General features: G+C 56.7%; 14 protein-coding genes and 1 tRNA gene. 3 read left to right on the forward strand and 12 right to left on the reverse strand.

The annotated features are described in order from the left end of the window. From GOV38_RS03365 to GOV38_RS03375, 3 genes are all read right to left on the reverse strand, one after another. Entirely contained in the window at positions 1 to 1,059 is a 1,059-nt protein-coding gene (locus GOV38_RS03365; RefSeq protein WP_171098661.1) for an adenylate/guanylate cyclase domain-containing protein, read from the reverse strand. Next, positions 1,056 to 1,424, reverse strand: a complete 369-nt coding sequence (locus tag GOV38_RS03370) for a group 1 truncated hemoglobin (RefSeq protein ID WP_171099253.1) — start codon at positions 1,422 to 1,424, stop codon at positions 1,056 to 1,058. Before GOV38_RS03370 ends, GOV38_RS03365 begins: the two co-directional genes overlap by 4 nt. A gap of 106 nt (positions 1,425 to 1,530) precedes the next feature. Next, positions 1,531 to 2,373: a glycosyltransferase family 25 protein gene (locus GOV38_RS03375; protein WP_171207617.1), complete on the reverse strand. Its 843-nt coding sequence runs from the start codon at positions 2,371 to 2,373 to the stop codon at positions 1,531 to 1,533. A 287-nt stretch (positions 2,374 to 2,660) separates the two neighbouring features. Here GOV38_RS03375 and GOV38_RS03380 point away from each other — a divergent pair, with 287 nt between their 5' ends. The 3 genes from GOV38_RS03380 to GOV38_RS03390 all read left to right on the forward strand — a co-directional run bounded on the left by GOV38_RS03380 (position 2,661) and on the right by GOV38_RS03390 (position 6,410). Beyond that, positions 2,661 to 3,719, forward strand: coding sequence for a hypothetical protein (locus GOV38_RS03380; protein ID WP_171098657.1), 1,059 nt, complete (start codon positions 2,661 to 2,663; stop codon positions 3,717 to 3,719). A 106-nt stretch (positions 3,720 to 3,825) separates the two neighbouring features. After that, positions 3,826 to 4,716, forward strand: coding sequence for a lysylphosphatidylglycerol synthase transmembrane domain-containing protein (locus GOV38_RS03385; protein WP_171212968.1), 891 nt, complete (start codon positions 3,826 to 3,828; stop codon positions 4,714 to 4,716). 17 nt (positions 4,717 to 4,733) lie between these two features. Next, positions 4,734 to 6,410 carry a hypothetical protein gene (locus tag GOV38_RS03390; RefSeq protein ID WP_171207619.1) on the forward strand — a complete coding sequence of 559 codons (1,677 nt, stop codon included), beginning with the start codon at positions 4,734 to 4,736 and terminating at the stop codon, positions 6,408 to 6,410. Here the strand turns inward: GOV38_RS03390 and GOV38_RS03395 are convergent. The 9 genes from GOV38_RS03395 to GOV38_RS03435 all read right to left on the reverse strand — a co-directional run bounded on the left by GOV38_RS03395 (position 6,292) and on the right by GOV38_RS03435 (position 16,835). Next, a complete protein-coding gene (locus tag GOV38_RS03395) occupies positions 6,292 to 7,308 on the reverse strand; it encodes a glycosyltransferase family 2 protein (RefSeq protein ID WP_171098652.1) in 1,017 nt (338 codons plus the stop codon). The genes GOV38_RS03390 and GOV38_RS03395 overlap by 119 nt on opposite strands. A gap of 245 nt (positions 7,309 to 7,553) precedes the next feature. Then, positions 7,554 to 7,643: transfer RNA gene (locus GOV38_RS03400), tRNA-Ser, on the reverse strand. An 89-nt stretch (positions 7,644 to 7,732) separates the two neighbouring features. Beyond that, the gene (locus tag GOV38_RS03405) at positions 7,733 to 10,150 is read right to left on the reverse strand and encodes a DUF3772 domain-containing protein (protein WP_171207620.1); all 2,418 of its coding nucleotides are present in this window, start codon (positions 10,148 to 10,150) and stop codon (positions 7,733 to 7,735) included. Then, on the reverse strand, positions 10,150 to 11,184 hold the full coding sequence (locus tag GOV38_RS03410) for a cysteine synthase A (RefSeq protein WP_171098648.1): 1,035 nt from the start codon (positions 11,182 to 11,184) through the stop codon (positions 10,150 to 10,152). The genes GOV38_RS03405 and GOV38_RS03410 overlap by 1 nt, the downstream gene beginning before the upstream one ends. 66 nt (positions 11,185 to 11,250) lie before the next feature. Continuing rightward, positions 11,251 to 12,369, reverse strand: a complete 1,119-nt coding sequence (locus tag GOV38_RS03415; RefSeq protein ID WP_171207621.1) for an NUDIX domain-containing protein — start codon at positions 12,367 to 12,369, stop codon at positions 11,251 to 11,253. Positions 12,370 to 12,399: 30 nt separating this feature from the next. Then, positions 12,400 to 12,840, reverse strand: coding sequence for a TrgA family protein (locus tag GOV38_RS03420; RefSeq protein ID WP_171129169.1), 441 nt, complete (start codon positions 12,838 to 12,840; stop codon positions 12,400 to 12,402). Between the two features lie 17 nt (positions 12,841 to 12,857). Beyond that, positions 12,858 to 14,066, reverse strand: a complete 1,209-nt coding sequence (locus GOV38_RS03425) for a cyclopropane-fatty-acyl-phospholipid synthase family protein (RefSeq protein WP_171207622.1) — start codon at positions 14,064 to 14,066, stop codon at positions 12,858 to 12,860. 69 nt (positions 14,067 to 14,135) lie between these two features. Next, positions 14,136 to 15,557: a deoxyribodipyrimidine photo-lyase gene (locus GOV38_RS03430; protein WP_371808491.1), complete on the reverse strand. Its 1,422-nt coding sequence runs from the start codon at positions 15,555 to 15,557 to the stop codon at positions 14,136 to 14,138. Positions 15,558 to 15,608: 51 nt separating this feature from the next. Continuing rightward, a complete protein-coding gene (locus GOV38_RS03435; protein WP_171207623.1) occupies positions 15,609 to 16,835 on the reverse strand; it encodes an aminotransferase class V-fold PLP-dependent enzyme in 1,227 nt (408 codons plus the stop codon). Positions 16,836 to 16,989 lie beyond the last annotated feature (154 nt).

Consider the following 16,989-nt stretch of genomic DNA (forward strand, 5'->3'; position numbering starts at 1 on the left):
TTAGAACGAGCGCGTTCTTTGCGGCGTGCTCAGGCGCGAGGTGACGTTGACCAGATCCATGACACCCATGCCTTTGATGTCTACCGGACCAATTTCGGTGATCTGAAATTCGTCAATCAAAGCATAGGTCATATCGGCCGGCGCCGCGATATGCATAGGTTTTGCAAAAACCTGAAGACGTGACGCGGTATTCACCGCCGGACCAAACACGTCATAAACATATTTCTGCACCCCAACCACCGAACCAACGGCAGGCCCAGTGGCCAGCCCTACACGTGCCTGCCACTTATGCGGATGGCTTTCGTTGCGCCGTTCCAGATAGCGCAGGAAACGCACTGCGCAATGGGCCACGGCGGTGGCATGATCGGGGGTTTCATCCGGCATCCCGGAAACCGCCAGATACGCGTCGCCAATCGTCTTGATACGCTCGCACCCGAACTGTTCGACGATGCGGTCAAAGGCCGTGAAAATATCGTTCAACTCGCTGAGCGTGACAGTCGGGTCAGTTTTGGCGGCAAAATCCGTGAACCCGACGAAATCCAGCATCACAACCGAGACTTCTTTGTAAAGCTGCGGGGTCACGACGCCAAAGGTCTTGAACTCTTCATAGACCGCGCGCGGCATCAGGTTCAGCAACAGGCGCTCGACGCGCTCTTTCTCGCGCTCCAACTCTCGGGTGTTGCGTTCAACCATGGTCGAATAGCTGTCGATCATGCTTTCCAACTCGCGGATACGCGTGATGTTCTGGAATTCAACCACCAGCACTTGTTCTTCCAATCCATTGGCCAGAGAAACCGTCGTTGCAAAAATCAATGTGCGGCGTTTGGGCTTGATCTGAAGCTCGGCCGAGTATTGAAGACCCGATTGCTTGACGTCTTCTAACTCGCGCAGATCCAGATCCGGGAAGAACTCAGGCAGCGTTTGGCCAGGTTCAGGCGTGCCGAACCATTCCGCAAAGGGACCATTGTGGAACACAAAGGTCAGGTCAGACGCGCGCAGCACCGCGACGCCCACACCAATGGCGCGCAGCAGATGTTCATTGATGGCCAGAATGCTCATGCAGGGGTCCGAACGACGATAATCCCACGCTTTTCTTCGATCGCAGCCAAGGCAATCTCGATATCACGAGGCGCCATCCCGTGATGCTCCAGCGCTTGCGCAAACAACGCACTCATCTCATCAAAATCGCTATGTGAGATGTTCAGGTGGCGATGCACGGCTTCGATCCGTTCGTCGCTGAAGGACGCCGGACCACCGACCAGAGATGACACAAACTTGGTTTGATGGTCGATCAGACGCGGCATGTCGATGTCGTCGAAATAGTCACCAATTTCGTCGGAATCCAAAGCCCATTCATAGAAGGTCATTACGATACGGCTGATGGTTTTGAACCCGCCGTATTTTTCATAGATCGTCTGACTCACAACTCGCACCAATCTGAATTCAAGTGGTCAACACAACCACGCTATATCAGTTTGGGCCTTTTGTTAACGATTAACGCGTAAACACTTGTCCGAAACGCGAATTTGTTCAGACTTTCAAGTCATCTGCACAAGGAATGTACCCCACATATCCCCCCTGATCTAATAGCCGGGTTTGCGCCCCCAGACGCCAGTAGAGCTTGCGAGTTGCAGCCCGAAGTTCCCGGCGCACACGAAACCAGGCTGGGCCCTTGTCCAATCCGCTGTTGGTCTTGATATCCTGTGTTCGCTCACTGGCGGCGACGGGTGCTTCGACTTCGGTTTGGCTGGCCGACCAGATCATTTGAACGCCAACTGCGGGAAAGCACTGATACATGCACCAACCCGGACGCGGCAGCGAGACGAAATCATCCAAATGGTCCGAATAGCATTCCGACCAAGCCAGCAGTTTTCGACACGCCTCTTGCGACAGCACATAGGCTGCCGCGCTGGGCGCCATTTCCAGCATGGGGCGCACTACAACCGATCCGATGGTTGTCTCAGCACCGAACCGCAAGGACCGCGGCGAATAGTCAAGCTTTACAAAATCGAATTCAGAAGGATTGCGCAGAAGTTCTGTTATCACAGCGCCCGCGCCTGCTGACATTTCCACGTCATCTTCGAAAACGGCAACAGCCGGTGCATCGCGCTCGAGCGCTTGCCGCCAAACCAGGCGGTGACTTTCGAAACAGGCTATTTCGCTGCGTTTCAAGCCCCAGCGGGTGCCGGTTCCGGGGACATAGCCGTTTCGATCCAACGCAGCGTCTTGACCCGCATCAATCGCTCTGACCCGATGGGCGCTGTTTAACCCTGCCCGAGCGAATTGCGTCTCCATGAAACGTTTGCGCGCCGGGACGCGATCAAGATTGATATAGTGCACAAAGTTCCCAGGTTCTTCGATGACATGCTGCACGGACTACCCCTTGAGAAAGCGCGGATATCTGCCCCTTGTGTGACAGTCTCTGCCCTTTGGGTCAAATCGCTTTACCCTCCCGCCTGGCGCGGCTTCTCGACCGTTTTCAACGCACTTAAACTGTATACATTTTCGAAACAAAGCTCTGAAATACATGTTTTTACCTGTGATTACGGCGCTACACCAATGTCATTGCAAGGCCCAATTTGCGCCATTCTTCTTGGTTAAGATCATGACCAAGTGGTACCCATCTCACAAAAAACAAAAAGCTTTCGAGGATTTACGCAGTGACCGACGCATCGCTTCCGACCCGCACCTATGCCGAGCTTCCGTGGCTCAGAAACGCACGCTTTGATACCGGCTTCATTATCGGGCTGCTGGCCCTGTCCTGTATCACAGGCGCCGTGGTACTGATCGAGCCGTCATTGTTCTATCCGATCCTGGTTATCGATCTGTGGTTCCTGGGCTATCACCACGTGATCGCCACCTACACGCGCATCTGCTTTGACAAGCAAAGCTATGCCGAGAACAAGAATATGTTGTTCATCCTGTTGCCACTCGTGGTCGTCGGCACTTTGGGCGTTGCGTGGGTCTTTGGCCTCTGGGTCATCGTAACGATCTATTTCTATTGGCAGTGGTGGCACTATGCCCGTCAAAGCTGGGGCATTTCGCGCGCCTATCGCGGCAAGGATCCGCAGGCGAAATACGAAGATGGTTGGCTGGATCAGGCGATTTTCTACGCGCTGCCGATCTTTGGCATCCTCAGTCGCTCTGCCGAGCAGCAGCCAACATTTATTGGGCTAGAGCTGTGGTCAGCGCCGGTTCCACCGCAAGTTGCTGCAATCGCCGGATATATCACTCTTGCCCTTCTGGCCTATTGGGTCGTTGCCCGCGTCATGGCCGCGCGCGAAGGGCGTCTGGCCATCGTTCATTCGATGTACATGCTGTCGCATTTTGCGATCTTCTATCTGGCCTATGTTGGCACCAGTGACATCACGATCGGCTGGCTGATGATCAACATCTGGCACAACGCGCAGTACATCCTGTTCGTCTGGATGTTCAACGTCAAACGCTTCAAGGACGGCGTGGATCCCGATGCCAAGTTCCTGTCCTATATCTCGCAACCACAGCGGTTGTGGCTCTATCTTCTGACCTGCATCGTGATCACCGGCGTGGTGTATTGGGGCGTTCTGCGCGCCATCGACTGGGTGTTCTTTGCCGGTCTGTCGGCCACCATCGTTCTCTATCAGATCGTGAATTTCCATCACTACATCGTGGACAGCAAGCTGTGGAAAATGCGCAAGCCGAAAATCCGCGAAACGCTGGATCTGAACACGCAAGGCTGATCCGGTGGAAACCGTCCAGCTGCCGTCCAAGGACAGCGCGTCCCCCGAGGGGTCGCGCTTTCCTGGCGCAATTTTCGGATCTCCATCCGGCGCGTCGGGGTCATCAGTGACAGACCCGCGTCACGCCCGCAAACGCGCCCTTCTGAGGGTACTCAGCCTGATCCTCTTGCTGGGGATCGCCGCCAGCCTGATCGATCTGTCCGAGGTCTGGGTACGCCTGCGCGCTATACCGCTTTGGATCTTTGCGGTGATGGTTGCCATTCAGGCCGGCATCGTTTTGATCCTGTCCTGGCGCTTTGCCATCCTGGCCCGCTCTGTTGGTGCTCATCTGCGCCTGACGGAAGCCACGCGGCTGACCTTTTTGACCACGTTGGGCAACCTGCTGCTGCCCACCGGCTTGGCAGGCGATGCCGGGCGTGTGCTTTTGGTGCGCAAATATGGGTTGAGCCTGAGCACCGCCATGGCGGTTGGCGTTTTTGATCGCATCATCGGACTTGCTGCCTTGGGTGCCATCGTTCTTGTTGGAGCCATCGCCGCCGCATCCATCCTTCCCATCTATGTGGCCTTTGCCGCCTTTGTCCTGCCGACAACGATAACGGTCGCGATCCTTATCTGGTGGCAACGTAGTGCGAAAAACAAAGCGGCTCTGGGCCCGGCGTTCCTATCTGTGGCAGGGCTGTCCGCGGCCCTGTCCATCTTTGCTCATCTCGCCTCCATCCTGATCGCTTACCTGTTTTTTCTGGAACAAGGGGCTCCGGTTGGGTTCTTCGGGGTTCTGGTGCTGTTTCCCGCAGTCTTGCTGGCCGCGACGCTACCGATTTCAGTTGGAGGCTGGGGAACACGGGAATTCGCTGCCGCCGCAGCCTTTGCCACCATTGGGGTCGAGGCCCCAACCGCCATTGCAATGGCGGTGATCTTTGGCCTGTCGCAGGCCGTGGCCGCAGCTATCGGCTCGGCTGCAACAACCCTGTTTTCTCAGACTGACGCAGCCCGGTGATCGCGCGACACCCTCATATGGCAGGGGTACTCCTGAGCCTGATGTCGGTCGCGTTGCTGTTGTTTTTCTACCATGATCTGTTCTGGTGGCCGGTGGATGAAGGCGTTTACGCCTACATCGCGCAGCGCATGAATGCCGGGGACATTATCCACAAGGATATCATCGATCTGCATGCCGGTTACGGCAACCTGCTGAACGCCTGGGCCTTTCACCTGTTTGGTGAAGACCTGCTGAGCCTGCGCTATCCTTTGATCGCAATCACGCTGGTGCAGAGCATCATCGCCTACATCCTTCTCGCATCGCGGGGTCCTTTCGTCGCCTGTGTGGGCGGTATTGCCGTTGCGGCCTTTTCCTTTGTGCAATTCCCGAACCCTAGCGCAAATTGGCACGCCTTGGGCTGGTTCTTCGTTCTGGCCTTGTGCCTGGAAAAGCTGCGGCCGGGGTCCATGCTGCGGCTGTTTCTGGCAGGCCTTCTGGTCGGCATGTGTTTCTTTACCCGCCAGCTTAGCGGTGTTTTCCTGGCTTTGGGACTGATCTGCGTCTTGCTGGTTGAGGCCCCAAAGGAACAGGACAATCCACGAGGTCCGGCCTTGCTGATCGGGGCCATCGCAAGCCTTGGGCTGATCCTCTATGTAGCGACCAAAGATCAGCTTTCGGCCTTTCTCTGGGCGGGTATCTGGCCTCTGGGCCTGCTGATCACGGCAACGCTGACTGCACGGTTTTCTTGGCGATATGCCGGACGCACCGTGGTGTTGGTTCTAGCCGGGTTTCTGATCGCCGGGCTTCCGCTGGCGATATCAAACCTTTCAAAGGACGCTTTTGGATTCTGGCTCAACGACATGTTGTTTTCGGCGCTGTCGATCCACGGGCAGGATTTCATCGCACAGGCCAGCTTTTGGAACCTGCTGCAAATGGCGTGGCAGGGTATGCTTTCGGGTGCTGGTCTGGTGGCATCGCTATCCGGTCTGGCTTGGATCTTTCTGATCCTGACCGTTCCGGCCCTTGGGATTATAGTGAACCGCGATGTGACGCATGTTCAACGCTGCTCACCCACCGCCATTTTGGCCGTGTTTTGGGCCATCGGCGCTTTGCACTATCAGATCCCGATCTACCTGATGTTTGTCCTGCCCGCGGTGTTGTGCGCGCTGCTGATCTTGCGCGGCACCTTTGCGCTGTCGGTGATCGTGCTGGCCGTCGCGCTTTGGGCGATTGCGTTTCAGGCCGGTCAACCGGTCGAGCGTGGTTTGACCGGTATCGTTGCAGGTGAACGGCGCGGCCCACCGGTCCGGGCAGAACTACCCGGTGTCAGCCTACGGCTGATGCCCGATGACATAGCGGATTTCGAAACCCTGCTGAAAGAACTTGAACGCACAGGCTCAGATGACGCGCACCTGATGACCATTCCGGTCGAGCCACAGTTGTACTTCATGACAAATCGCACACCGCCCGTGCGCTATTTCTCGACAGCCATGGGATTGCTAAGTGACGCCGATGTCACCAACACGATCACCGCGCTGGACGAGGCCGCTCCGCTAAACGTGGTGAACCGAAGGTTTGACAAATACCTGACCCCGCTCAGCGCGCAGCTTCTGGATCACGTGAAGGCACACTCCGAAGCTCCGTTTCAGGTTGGTCCGTTTGACGTCTATCGCTATGCGCCAGAGGCCGCATCGACGTCCGCTCTCGAACAATAAAGTCGGGTCGGCGCTTTACCTCTTCATAGATCTTGGCGATGTAAATCCCAATGATGCCCAACCCGATCATCAAGATTGAGGCAACGATGATCTGCAGCAAGATAACCGTGGTGAAACCCGGAACGGCGGCGCCTGTGATCCACAGCCACAAAGTTCGAAGGCTGAGCGCGACAGCCAAAAGGCCAAACGCACCGCCCAGAAACGTCATCAAATGCATCGGCGTGGTGCTGAACGACACGATCGAGTCGAGCGCCAACCGCAGCAATTTGGTCATCGACCACTTGCCTTCACCTGCATTGCGCGGCGCAACGGTGAACAGGATCGTGTCCTGCTCGAACCCGACCCAGGCAACCAGCCCGCGATAGAACCGCTCGCGCTCGGGTAAGGCGATAAGGCAATCGACAATCTCGCGATCGAGCAGTTTGAAATCCGCCGCATTGCCTACATCCATCCCGGCCAAAGCAAAGAACAATTTGAAGTAGCATCGTGTCAGAAAGGCCTTGATCGGACCTTCCTCTTCACGGTTTTCCTTGACCGTGTTCACCACCTTGGCGCCCGCCTGCCATTTCCTGAACATCTCACGGATCAGTTCGGGCGGGTGCTGCAGATCAGCGTCAATGGTTACGACCGCATCCCCGCGCGCTGCCTCAAGCCCCGCCGCGATAGCAGCTTCTTTTCCAAAATTGCGCGACAGGCGCACGCCGTGAATATCACTGTGCTGTGTGGACAGTTGTTGAATGACCTGCCACGTACCGTCCGACGAGCCGTCATCGACCACAATGAACTCAACAGCACACAGATCTTCGGTATGGCCGCGAATGACCGTCAAGCTCTCTTGCAGCCCTTCAGCCTCATGATGGGCCGGGATAATAATGGACAAGAGAATATCAGCGCGCATGGCACATCACACGAAAACACTGCGGAAAAGCCCGCATTTCGGAAGAATTGACAGTCATTGTTCTGCTCTGACCCGTTTTTCTCGTTTTCAGAAATCTAACGGCGATTGACCGGCGACGTCCAGCAAAGCGACGGAACATGAGCCAAAGTCAGTGCATATTCTCATGAAAGCGTGGCAATTTCCCCTCGAACAGCCCTGTCATGCACGTTCAAATGCGGCGATCTCCGAACATTTGAAAGGGGATATGGCGGAGAGACAGGGATTCGAACCCTGGAGACGGTTTCCCGCCTACACACTTTCCAGGCGTGCGCCTTCGACCACTCGGCCACCTCTCCGTATCGACGGTATGTGAACCATCACAAAAGGATTTGCAAGGCCAGAATGTCGCCAAAAGTACAGCCTTTTGCGGGGCCTGCCGCCGCGGTCAGGTCTCGTCACCGGTGCCGGAATCCATATCCGACTCGCTCAGTTCGACCGGCGACTTCGAGGGTTCTTTCGGGGCCTCTGGATCCTTGGTTGCGGGTGGCTCAGAAGCCGCGCGCAGTACTTCGGCGTTACGCAGCCAGACATCGCGCTGTGCGAACGGGATCTCGATCTCTTCTTCTGTAAAGCGACGGTTGATCTCGTGGTTGATGTCCGACTTGACCGAGAGCATCCAGTTCACGTCGCGCAGGATCGCACGAATTTCAAAATCCAGCGAATCCGCACCAAACCCCTGGAACACAACACTCGGTGCCGGATTGGCCAGCACCATGGGATGGGCATTGGCGATCTCACCCAATATGGCCTCGACCTTGCGCGTATCCGTGCCGTAGGCCACGCCCACGGGAACGATCACACGTCCGATTGTGTTGCCGCGGGTATAGTTGGTAACGACACCGCTGATCAGATCCGAGTTGGGTACAATGACATCCGACCGGTCGAAGGTCTCGATGCGCGTTGACCGCACCGATATGTCGCGGACATAGCCCATCATCCCGTTCACATCGATCCAATCCCCTTTCGAGATCGGGCGCTCGACCAGCAGGATGATGCCTGAGACGAAGTTCGACACGATCGTTTGCAGGCCAAACCCGATGCCTACCGACAGCGCACCGGCCACGATAGCCAGTGAAGACAGATCGAACCCGGCCACCATGATTGCGACCAGCGCTGCCAGGAAGATACCCACATAGCCGGTCCCGGCCACAATCGCATTCTGCCCACCGGGATCTATTTTGGTCTTGGGCAACAAAGAACTGCGCAGCCCGCCCTGCAGCAATCGCGTCAGCGTATAGCCGATGATAAAGATCGCAACAAAGGTCAGGAAATTGCTGGGCGAGATAGTGACGCCGCCAATATCGAACCCTTGCAGAATACGCGTCCAAATCTCGCGCAAGTCAGTCTCGCGCGCACCCCAATAAAGCGCGATCAGAGGCAGAGAAAACAGTGCCAGCGCAAAACCGATAAGGACAGAGAACAAAGAATCCCGCGCGGCGTCGCCCTGCCCCGTAATCCAGCCATAAAGCATGCTGAAGAAGCGCTGAAAGATCACCAGCGCGCCAATCAGTATAAGCGTTTTGACCGTTGGAAACACGATGCCTTCGGCTGCGTTCGTGTAACCGAATACGGCCAGTATCGGCGCAGCGATGCCCAGCAGAAACAAGGCCCGTCGTATGATCTCGACCAATTGGCTGAACCCGGCCAAGGTGACCGGTTTCCCATCACTGTCCTGGGCATTGGGCCGCCGTATCCGCCGGATTCTCAGCAGTAGAATTGCGGTTCCCACAATCACGGGGAAAGAAACAACGGCCCGGGTTGCATCCGAGATATTCTCGATCTGCTCAAACAGAACGGCCATCTCGTGCAAGATCAGCATTATCGCAAGCAGATCGAGGTAGACCCGAAGCTCTTTGGTTCGCGCTTCCGAGAACCTTTTGAACCCTTGCGCCGCGCCCAGCACATAGGCCTGACGCCCGATCCAGTCATAGTAAAAGATCAACCAGGCCCAGTACGGAATTTGTTCTAGCAACAAAGCGCCGCGCAGACCCGGGATGCCCGTCATCTTGACTGCGTTCACAAACGCGACGACCCCAAGCCAGGGCAGAAGGACACGCAGCAGCGAGACGACAAAGGTTCCGACACCGCTTCCACGTCCACCCCAATGGCGGATATACGCGCCGCCCTGCTCGGACCAGCGCCGCCCATAGCTGACAAGCACCACCGCCAACGCCACAAGCAGGAATATTCCCAACCCACGGTTGCGAAGTTGTTCATGCACGACATCGGACGAGAGATTTCTGATCGTCTCGTTCCACAGACCTTTGGTCGCTTCGGTGAAGTCGACCCATGCCGGGCGCCAATTGGCTGGATTCAAGGGGGATGGGCCGCGTTCCAGCAATTCCTTGGCCTGGCGTTCGCGCAGGATTTGGTCGATTTCATTGATCAGACCATTGGCCCGCGTAAACGCCTCCTCCGACACAATGCGCGGAACACGCAAGCTGTTGAGTTGGCTTTCAAGATGTTCGCGGAGTGTGGCTATTTCCTCAGGCTCGGTCGCGTCACCTTCGGGTTTCGGTCCCAACGCCTCAATCTGGTTTTGAAGCGTTGCGATACGCTCGGTATTGGCCCCACGCGCCCTGTTGAAATCCTCGCGGTACCCGTCCAGTTCTAGCCGCAGGTTTTCAAGCGCTGCTTCCGAGGCCCTGTTGGCCTCGATCACTTCTTCTGCGCGATCCGCCGTGCTCAGCCATTTTTGATAATACTCGCTTTGTCGATCCGACAGCTGAGCAGCGGCCATGCTGCTCAGACAGATCAACCAAAGCGTAAATAAACCAGCAAGCAGGCGAAATCGCCGTGGCATCATACGTCCTCGAAAACGCCGGGAATGCTGCGCGGTGCCTCGGTCATCCAGTCCGGCACAGGCAGTTCTTTTTCCCGCAGGAATTCGGGGTTAAACAGCTTGGACTGGTAACGCGTGCCATAGTCGCACAGGATCGTCACAATCGTATGGCCCGGACCCAGATCTCTGGCCAAGCGCACAGCGCCCGCCATGTTGATCGCGGTCGAGCCACCCATCACCAGGCCTTCCTCGCGCAGAAGGGCAAAGATATAGGGCAGAGCCTCGTTATCCGTGACCTGATAAGAGTAATCCGGTGTGAACCCTTCGAGGTTTTTGGTGATCCGAACCTGTCCGATACCTTCGGCAATCGAGCCACCCTCCATCGCGATTTCACCAGTGGTGTAATAGGAATAGAGCCCCGCGCCCATCGGATCGGCAATGCCGATCTTGACGCCTTTGGGCTGCAGAACTTCGGCGACACCGGCCAATGTGCCCCCGGAGCCGACAGCGCAGACAAAGCCATCAACCTTGCCTCCGGTCTGCTCCCAAATCTCGGGCCCTGTGGTTTCCACATGTGCCTGCCGGTTGGCCACATTGTCGAATTGGTTCGCCCAGATCGCCCCGTTCGGCTCGGTTTGCGCCAGTTCTTCGGCCAGACGGCGCGAATAGTGCACGAAGTTATTCGGATTGCGATACGGAGCCGCCGGTACCTGCACCAGCTGCGCGCCGGCCAGACGCAACATATCTTTCTTTTCTTCCGACTGGGTTTCAGGGATCACGATCACGGTTTTGAACCCCATCGAGGCCCCGACCAGCGCCAGACCAATACCGGTATTGCCCGCCGTTCCTTCGACAATGGTGCCACCGGGCTTCAGCTCTCCGCGTGCGATGGCGTCCTTGATGATGAACAGTGCCGCGCGGTCTTTGACGGATTGGCCCGGGTTCAGGAACTCGGCCTTGCCGAGAATTTCACAGCCGGTTTCCTCGCTGATACGACGCAGACGGATCAGTGGGGTGTTGCCAACGGCGTCGGCCAGGTCTCGTGCAATGCGCATGGCGCCCTCTTGTCTATTGGTAGTGCGAAAGATTTACAGGCCACCTGCCGTGACCACAAGCTGCGATCATGGTTGCCGCAATTGATCACGATGACGTGCCAACCAATGGGCCAACGTCAGCAAAGGCATATCCTTGAAGACATGGGTATCAACCATTTGCATAAACTCTTCATAAGGCAGGATTTTGCTGCGGATATCTTCGCCCTCTGACTGCAAGCCGCCGCTTTCGGTTGTTTCGGTCAGATCTCCCAGACCGACATAGAGATGGGCAAATTCGGTGGATGATCCGGTCGAGGAATAGGCCCCCCCGACATAATGCAGTGATGTCAGCTCGGTCTGTGCTTCTTCCATGGATTCGCGATGCACCGCTTGCTCGGGGGTCTCGCCCGGATCGATCATGCCTGCAACCGGTTCCCACAACCAGGGCTCGGGATCATCGATCAAAAAAGCCGGCGTGCGAAACTGTTCGACCAACAACACCAGATCGCGCACCGGATCATAGGGCAGCAGAACCACTGCGCTGCCCTGCATCAAAGCACTGCGATGAAGTACCGGCCCCATAGTTCCATCGTGTTGACGATGTTGGAACTCGATCTCTTCCATCCCGAAATAGCCCAGATAGGCGCGTTTGTGGCTGTGTACGATAACGTCCTTCGCAACAGAGCGCGGATCATCGGTCAGCCGTTTGCGCGCCTCAAGCTTGGCCCAGGCGCGCATTCGAGCTGCCGGGAAAGCTTTGGCAATCTCGGCCGGAGAAAGGATACCGTATTGCGCCATGACGTCTTCGGCCGCCAGAACCGTCAATGCGCCCCATTCATCCGCCCAAATTTGCAAACTCCAAGGTTTGTCCGGCGTCCAAAGGCCCGGCGCGGGAAAAAACACCAAGGCCTGCGCGGTCTCTCCATCGGCCAATGCTATGGTTCGCGTATCCAAAGCATAGTCGAAACCACCTTCGTAAAAGTCCAACCTGTCGCGATCTTCCTGGCTCAAGCCGCGGACCAAAAGCCCCTGCGCCGCGCCGCCCGGCTTGGCCATGATCATTGGAAAGGGCTGATCCTTCACGGCAAAGACCGCATGATCAGACAAAACAGCAGCTTCTGTTTGAAGATCGCCGGGTTCGCGGTTCAAAACGCGTTCAAGCAACGGCACGTATTGCAGCGTGCCATAGAAAAACAAATCGGACAATGAATTAGATCCTGTGAATTGGAACAGCCACTATCGCCAGCGTCGATACGCGACTTCGGTCAGCAAGCCTGTGATGACGGCACCAATTGCGAGCGTCAACAGGATTTCTGGGGTTATCAGCTGTCGACCATATTCAACGCTAAGAGTGAATATCGCCAACACCGCGTCGAATGGTCCGTCATAGCGATGGCGCATGGCCAGGCGGAACATCTCATAGACGCCCTGAACAAACAGCCCCCAAAACACCAGAGCCGCCACCCCTGTCAAACCGTTGTTTACTGCCGCGACCCAACCGCGACCTGCACGTTTGCCCATGACCTTCCAACCACAGGCCAAACCAAGGCCCATATTCACATATGTGAAATAGCCATAGTCTTTGCCTTCTTCCCCATTCGCAATGATCATTGTCGAAACGATGAAGGCGATCACCAGAAGGCAAATACCGGCGACAAGTCTATGGGCAGTGGGCATTTTGCTGTGTCCATCTGTTAGTTCGGCTTGGCTATTGTGATCTGTGTCACATCGCAATTGCCCGTGTCAAAGGCCGCGCCGCAAGCGGTCAAATAATAATTCCACATGCGGCGAAAACGCTCATCAAAGCCCATATCGGCGATCTGATCCCATTTGTCGTTGAACGTGTCGTACCAACGCCGCAGGGTCAGGTCATAGCTTTTGCCGAACTCTTTCGATTTCACAACGTCCAGACCTGCTTGCTGAACCTGCGCTCGCAGGACTGACGGGGCCGGAAGCATACCGCCTGGAAAGATATATTTCTGAATGAAATCAACGCTGTTGCGATAGATGTCCCAGCGATGATCTGCCACCGTGATGATCTGCAGAGTTGCCTGAGCCCCCGGTTTCAACCGTTCCCGGACCGTATCAAAATAGGAGGGCCAGTATTTCTCACCCACCGCTTCGAACATCTCGATCGAGGCGATGCCGTCATATTGGCCCTGTTCGTCGCGGTAATCTTGAAGCTTGAAGTTCACTTTGTCAGAAAGTCCCGCTTTTTCAATGCGCTGTCGAGCGAACTTCAACTGTTCTTCGCTGATGGTCAAACCTGTGACCTGCAAGCCGCGCTCTTTCGCGGCATATTCGGCGAAACCACCCCATCCACATCCGATCTCAAGGATATGATCGCCAGGTTTTGCACCCATTTCGTCGACCATACTGGCATATTTGGCCGTTTGCGCCTTTTCTAGGCTCTCCTGACCCGTCTCGAATATGGCGCTGGAATAGGTCATCGTCTCGTCCAGCCACAAGGCGTAGAAGTCATTGCCCAGATCATAGTGGTACGAGATGTTTTTCTTGGCTTGCGCACGATGGTTGCGCTGTAGCCAGAACCGCAGGCGTTCATAGGCGCGCACAAGAAACTGACCGTTGAAATCGTCGTAGAACGCATCTGACCCCAGATGCACCAGATCCATGAAAGCGCGCAGGTCCGGCGTGCTCCACTGGCCTTCCAGATACCCGTCCGAAAACCCCAATTCACCTTCCCGCACCAATCGCGAAAACACTTCGGGGTCGTGAATGTGGGCCTCGGCAACCGGCCCCGGTTTGGGCCCTTCGACCCGGAAAACGCGCCCATCCGGCAATGTTATGTCCAATCGGCCAGCTTCAAGCAGGCTGATCATTTTGAAGACTTGCGTGAAATACCTAGGCAGGTCTTTTTGCCCTTCCGTGGTGGTCAGTATCATCCGCTCTCCCCTTTGCGGTCGTTGCGTCAGGCTATGGCGGGATTCCGTTTCTGGCAAGTTTTCAGTTCCTTACTTGGATTTTGTGTTCTCATAACGCATCAATGCGCGCCGCCTGCCGTCTTGCAGATCAACCACAGGGTTGGGATACGGCGCGTCCGACTTCAGCCCCCACGCGCGCGGAACCGCTTCGAAATAGGACAGAGCCTCGGCTCCCGGATCCGGTTGGCCTTCAGCAATCCAGCGGTGCAGATAGGCCTTGGTCTGATCAAACCGTTCGCGCTGTGTTTCGGGATTGAAAATGCGAAAGAAAGGCGCGGCATCCGGGCCCGACCCCGCGACCCATTGCCAACCCATGGCGTTTGCTGCGGGGTCCCAGTCGGTCAGGCAGTCCGCAAACCAATCCATCCCGATGCGCCAATGTGTGATAAGATGCTTGGTCAGGTAGCTCGCCACAATCATACGGGCGCGGTTGTGCATTCGCCCGGTGACATACATCTGTCTCATCCCCGCATCGACCAGTGGTACGCCGGTGCGGGCCTGCTTCCACGCCACAACCTCGGGCGCGTCCGGGTCTGTTTGCCAGTCAAAACTGTTCCATTCACGTTTCCAGTTCTCGGTCAGCATGTGGGGCGTGTGAAACATCAGGTGATAGGCAAACTCGCGCCAGACCAACTGCCGCAGATATGCATCCGTGCGGCTTGCGCCCAAAAGACCTGCCTGTTTGACCCGGTGCCAGATCACGCGCGGGCTGATTTCGCCCAGTGACAGATACTCCGCCATATCAGAGGTCCCGTTGACGGCCAGCTGATCGCGCTGATCGGAGTAGTCACTGACATGCGTTAGAAAACGCTCCAACTGATCCAGCGCGCTGTCTTCACCTGGGTTCACGTGAGGCCGCACAACAGATGCGCCCCGCCGCATGGCTGCGCCCAACGCCCATGCGCCCAGATCGTCCGACCTCGGCCAGCTTTCCGGCGCTGGCAATTGGGGTGGCGCCGCAACCGTGGAAGACACTTCACGCCCCTGAACCGCGCGCCACATCGGCGTGAAGACACGGAAGGGCTGGCCCGCCTTTGTGGCGACATCCCAGGGCTCGAACAACAAGTGGCCCGGAAAAGACCGCGCGTTCAGCCCAGCCTCAGAGAAAAATGCTTTGACGTCTTTGTCCCGCGTGATCGAACCGGGTTCATAGGCGCGCGACCAATAAATGCCAGTCGCTCCTGTCTCGCGTACCACGTCTTGCAGCACATCCCGGGCCTTGCCCTTGCGCAAGATCAACCGACTGCCGCGTTTGCGCAAAGCGGCATCGAAAGCCTCAAGCCCAAGCCCCAGCCGCCATTTGGGTGCGGCGCCCAGTGCCTGGGCGAGGTCGTCGCAGATAAACAGAGGAACAATGGGTCGCCCGCTTTGCATCGCAGCGTGCAGGGCCTGATGATCGGTCAGGCGCAGATCGCGCCTGAACCACATGATGATGGGTTTCTGTCCTGTCACCTTATCCGCCCCGCCGTTTTTCTAGTGTTACGAAACAGGCCGGATATCGGATCACAAAACGCGATCAAGCGCCTCTAAAAGCTGATCTATTTCCTGTTTAGAGGTATAATGCGTGAAACTCAGCCGCAGCACACCTTTTTCCAGATCAACCCCCATCGCCTGCAAAGGCCGAACCGCATAGAAGTCGCTGCCTCCGGCCATGATACCATGCTCAGCCAGCTGAGCCGCCACGGGTTCCGCTTCGGTATTCAGGGCCAATGCAACCGTCGGTGCGCGACACGTGGCGTCGGACGGGCCGATCAAGCGAACGGCATTGCGCGATTTGACCGCGTCCAGAACCGGTTGCAACAGCTCGACCTCATGCGCGCGCATCAGGTCATGCACAAACGCGCCGCGCTTGGCCGCACCTTCTGCGGGTCCACCGTGGTGATCACACAGTTGATCGAAGTAATCCGCCATGCCCGCACTGGCAGCGACTTGCGCATGATCTGGCCCTGCTGGGGTGAAGCGTTTGTAGAGCACATCACCGTTGAAAAAATGCGCCTGATTGGGCAGCAATTGCCCCAGATTGCGCCGGATGACCATGCAGCCCTGATGCGGTCCATAGGTTTTATAGGCCGAGAACAGATAGATATCGGGACCAAGATCGCCGACATTGGGCAGACCATGCGGTGCATAAGACACGCCATCCACGCAAACGAAAGCCCCGGCCGCGTGCGCAATCGCCGTGATCTGAGTGACCGGGTTGATCTCGGCCACCACGTTTGAACAATGGGGAAAACAGACCAGACGAACCGAGTCATCCAGCAAGGTTTCCAGATCATTGGGGTTCAAAGACCCGGTATTGGGGTCAATCTTCCATTCGCGGATCTCGATCCCGTCCTCGGCCAGACGACGCCACGGACCCGAATTCGCCTCGTGGTCCTGATTGGTGACGACAATCGCCTCGCCGGGTTTCATCCACTGACGGAACGCATTGGCCAGAACATAGGTGTTCTGAGTTGTCGACGGTCCAAAGCTTAGCTCATCGGTGTCGACACCCAGCATCGCCGCCAGGCGCGTCCGTGCTTCGTCCATTTCAGCACCGCCCAGCGTGCTGGCCTCGAACGGCGAATAGGGTTGGACTTTGCGTTGCGTATAGAACCGCTGCAACCGGTCGATCACGGGCTTGCAGGTATAAGACCCGCCCGCGTTTTCAAAAAACGCCTGACCTTGCAGGCTGGGTTCGGAAAAGGCCGGAAACTGTGCCCGAACGAATTCAATATCCAAGGTGCTCATCACACATCGCTCCTTCGTCATCTTCATGTCCATCGAAGGGCAGCCCGCCTGTTCTTCGGGGCTGCACCGAAAACAAGGCAGGTCTTCCAGCCAGCCGTGCCAGATGCACGGCAGCCCGCACCTCAATCCAAAGCGCAGACGACACAAATAAGCC

The sequence above is a fragment of the Ruegeria sp. HKCCA5839 genome, from assembly GCF_013035585.1.
Classification (GTDB): domain Bacteria; phylum Pseudomonadota; class Alphaproteobacteria; order Rhodobacterales; family Rhodobacteraceae; genus Ruegeria.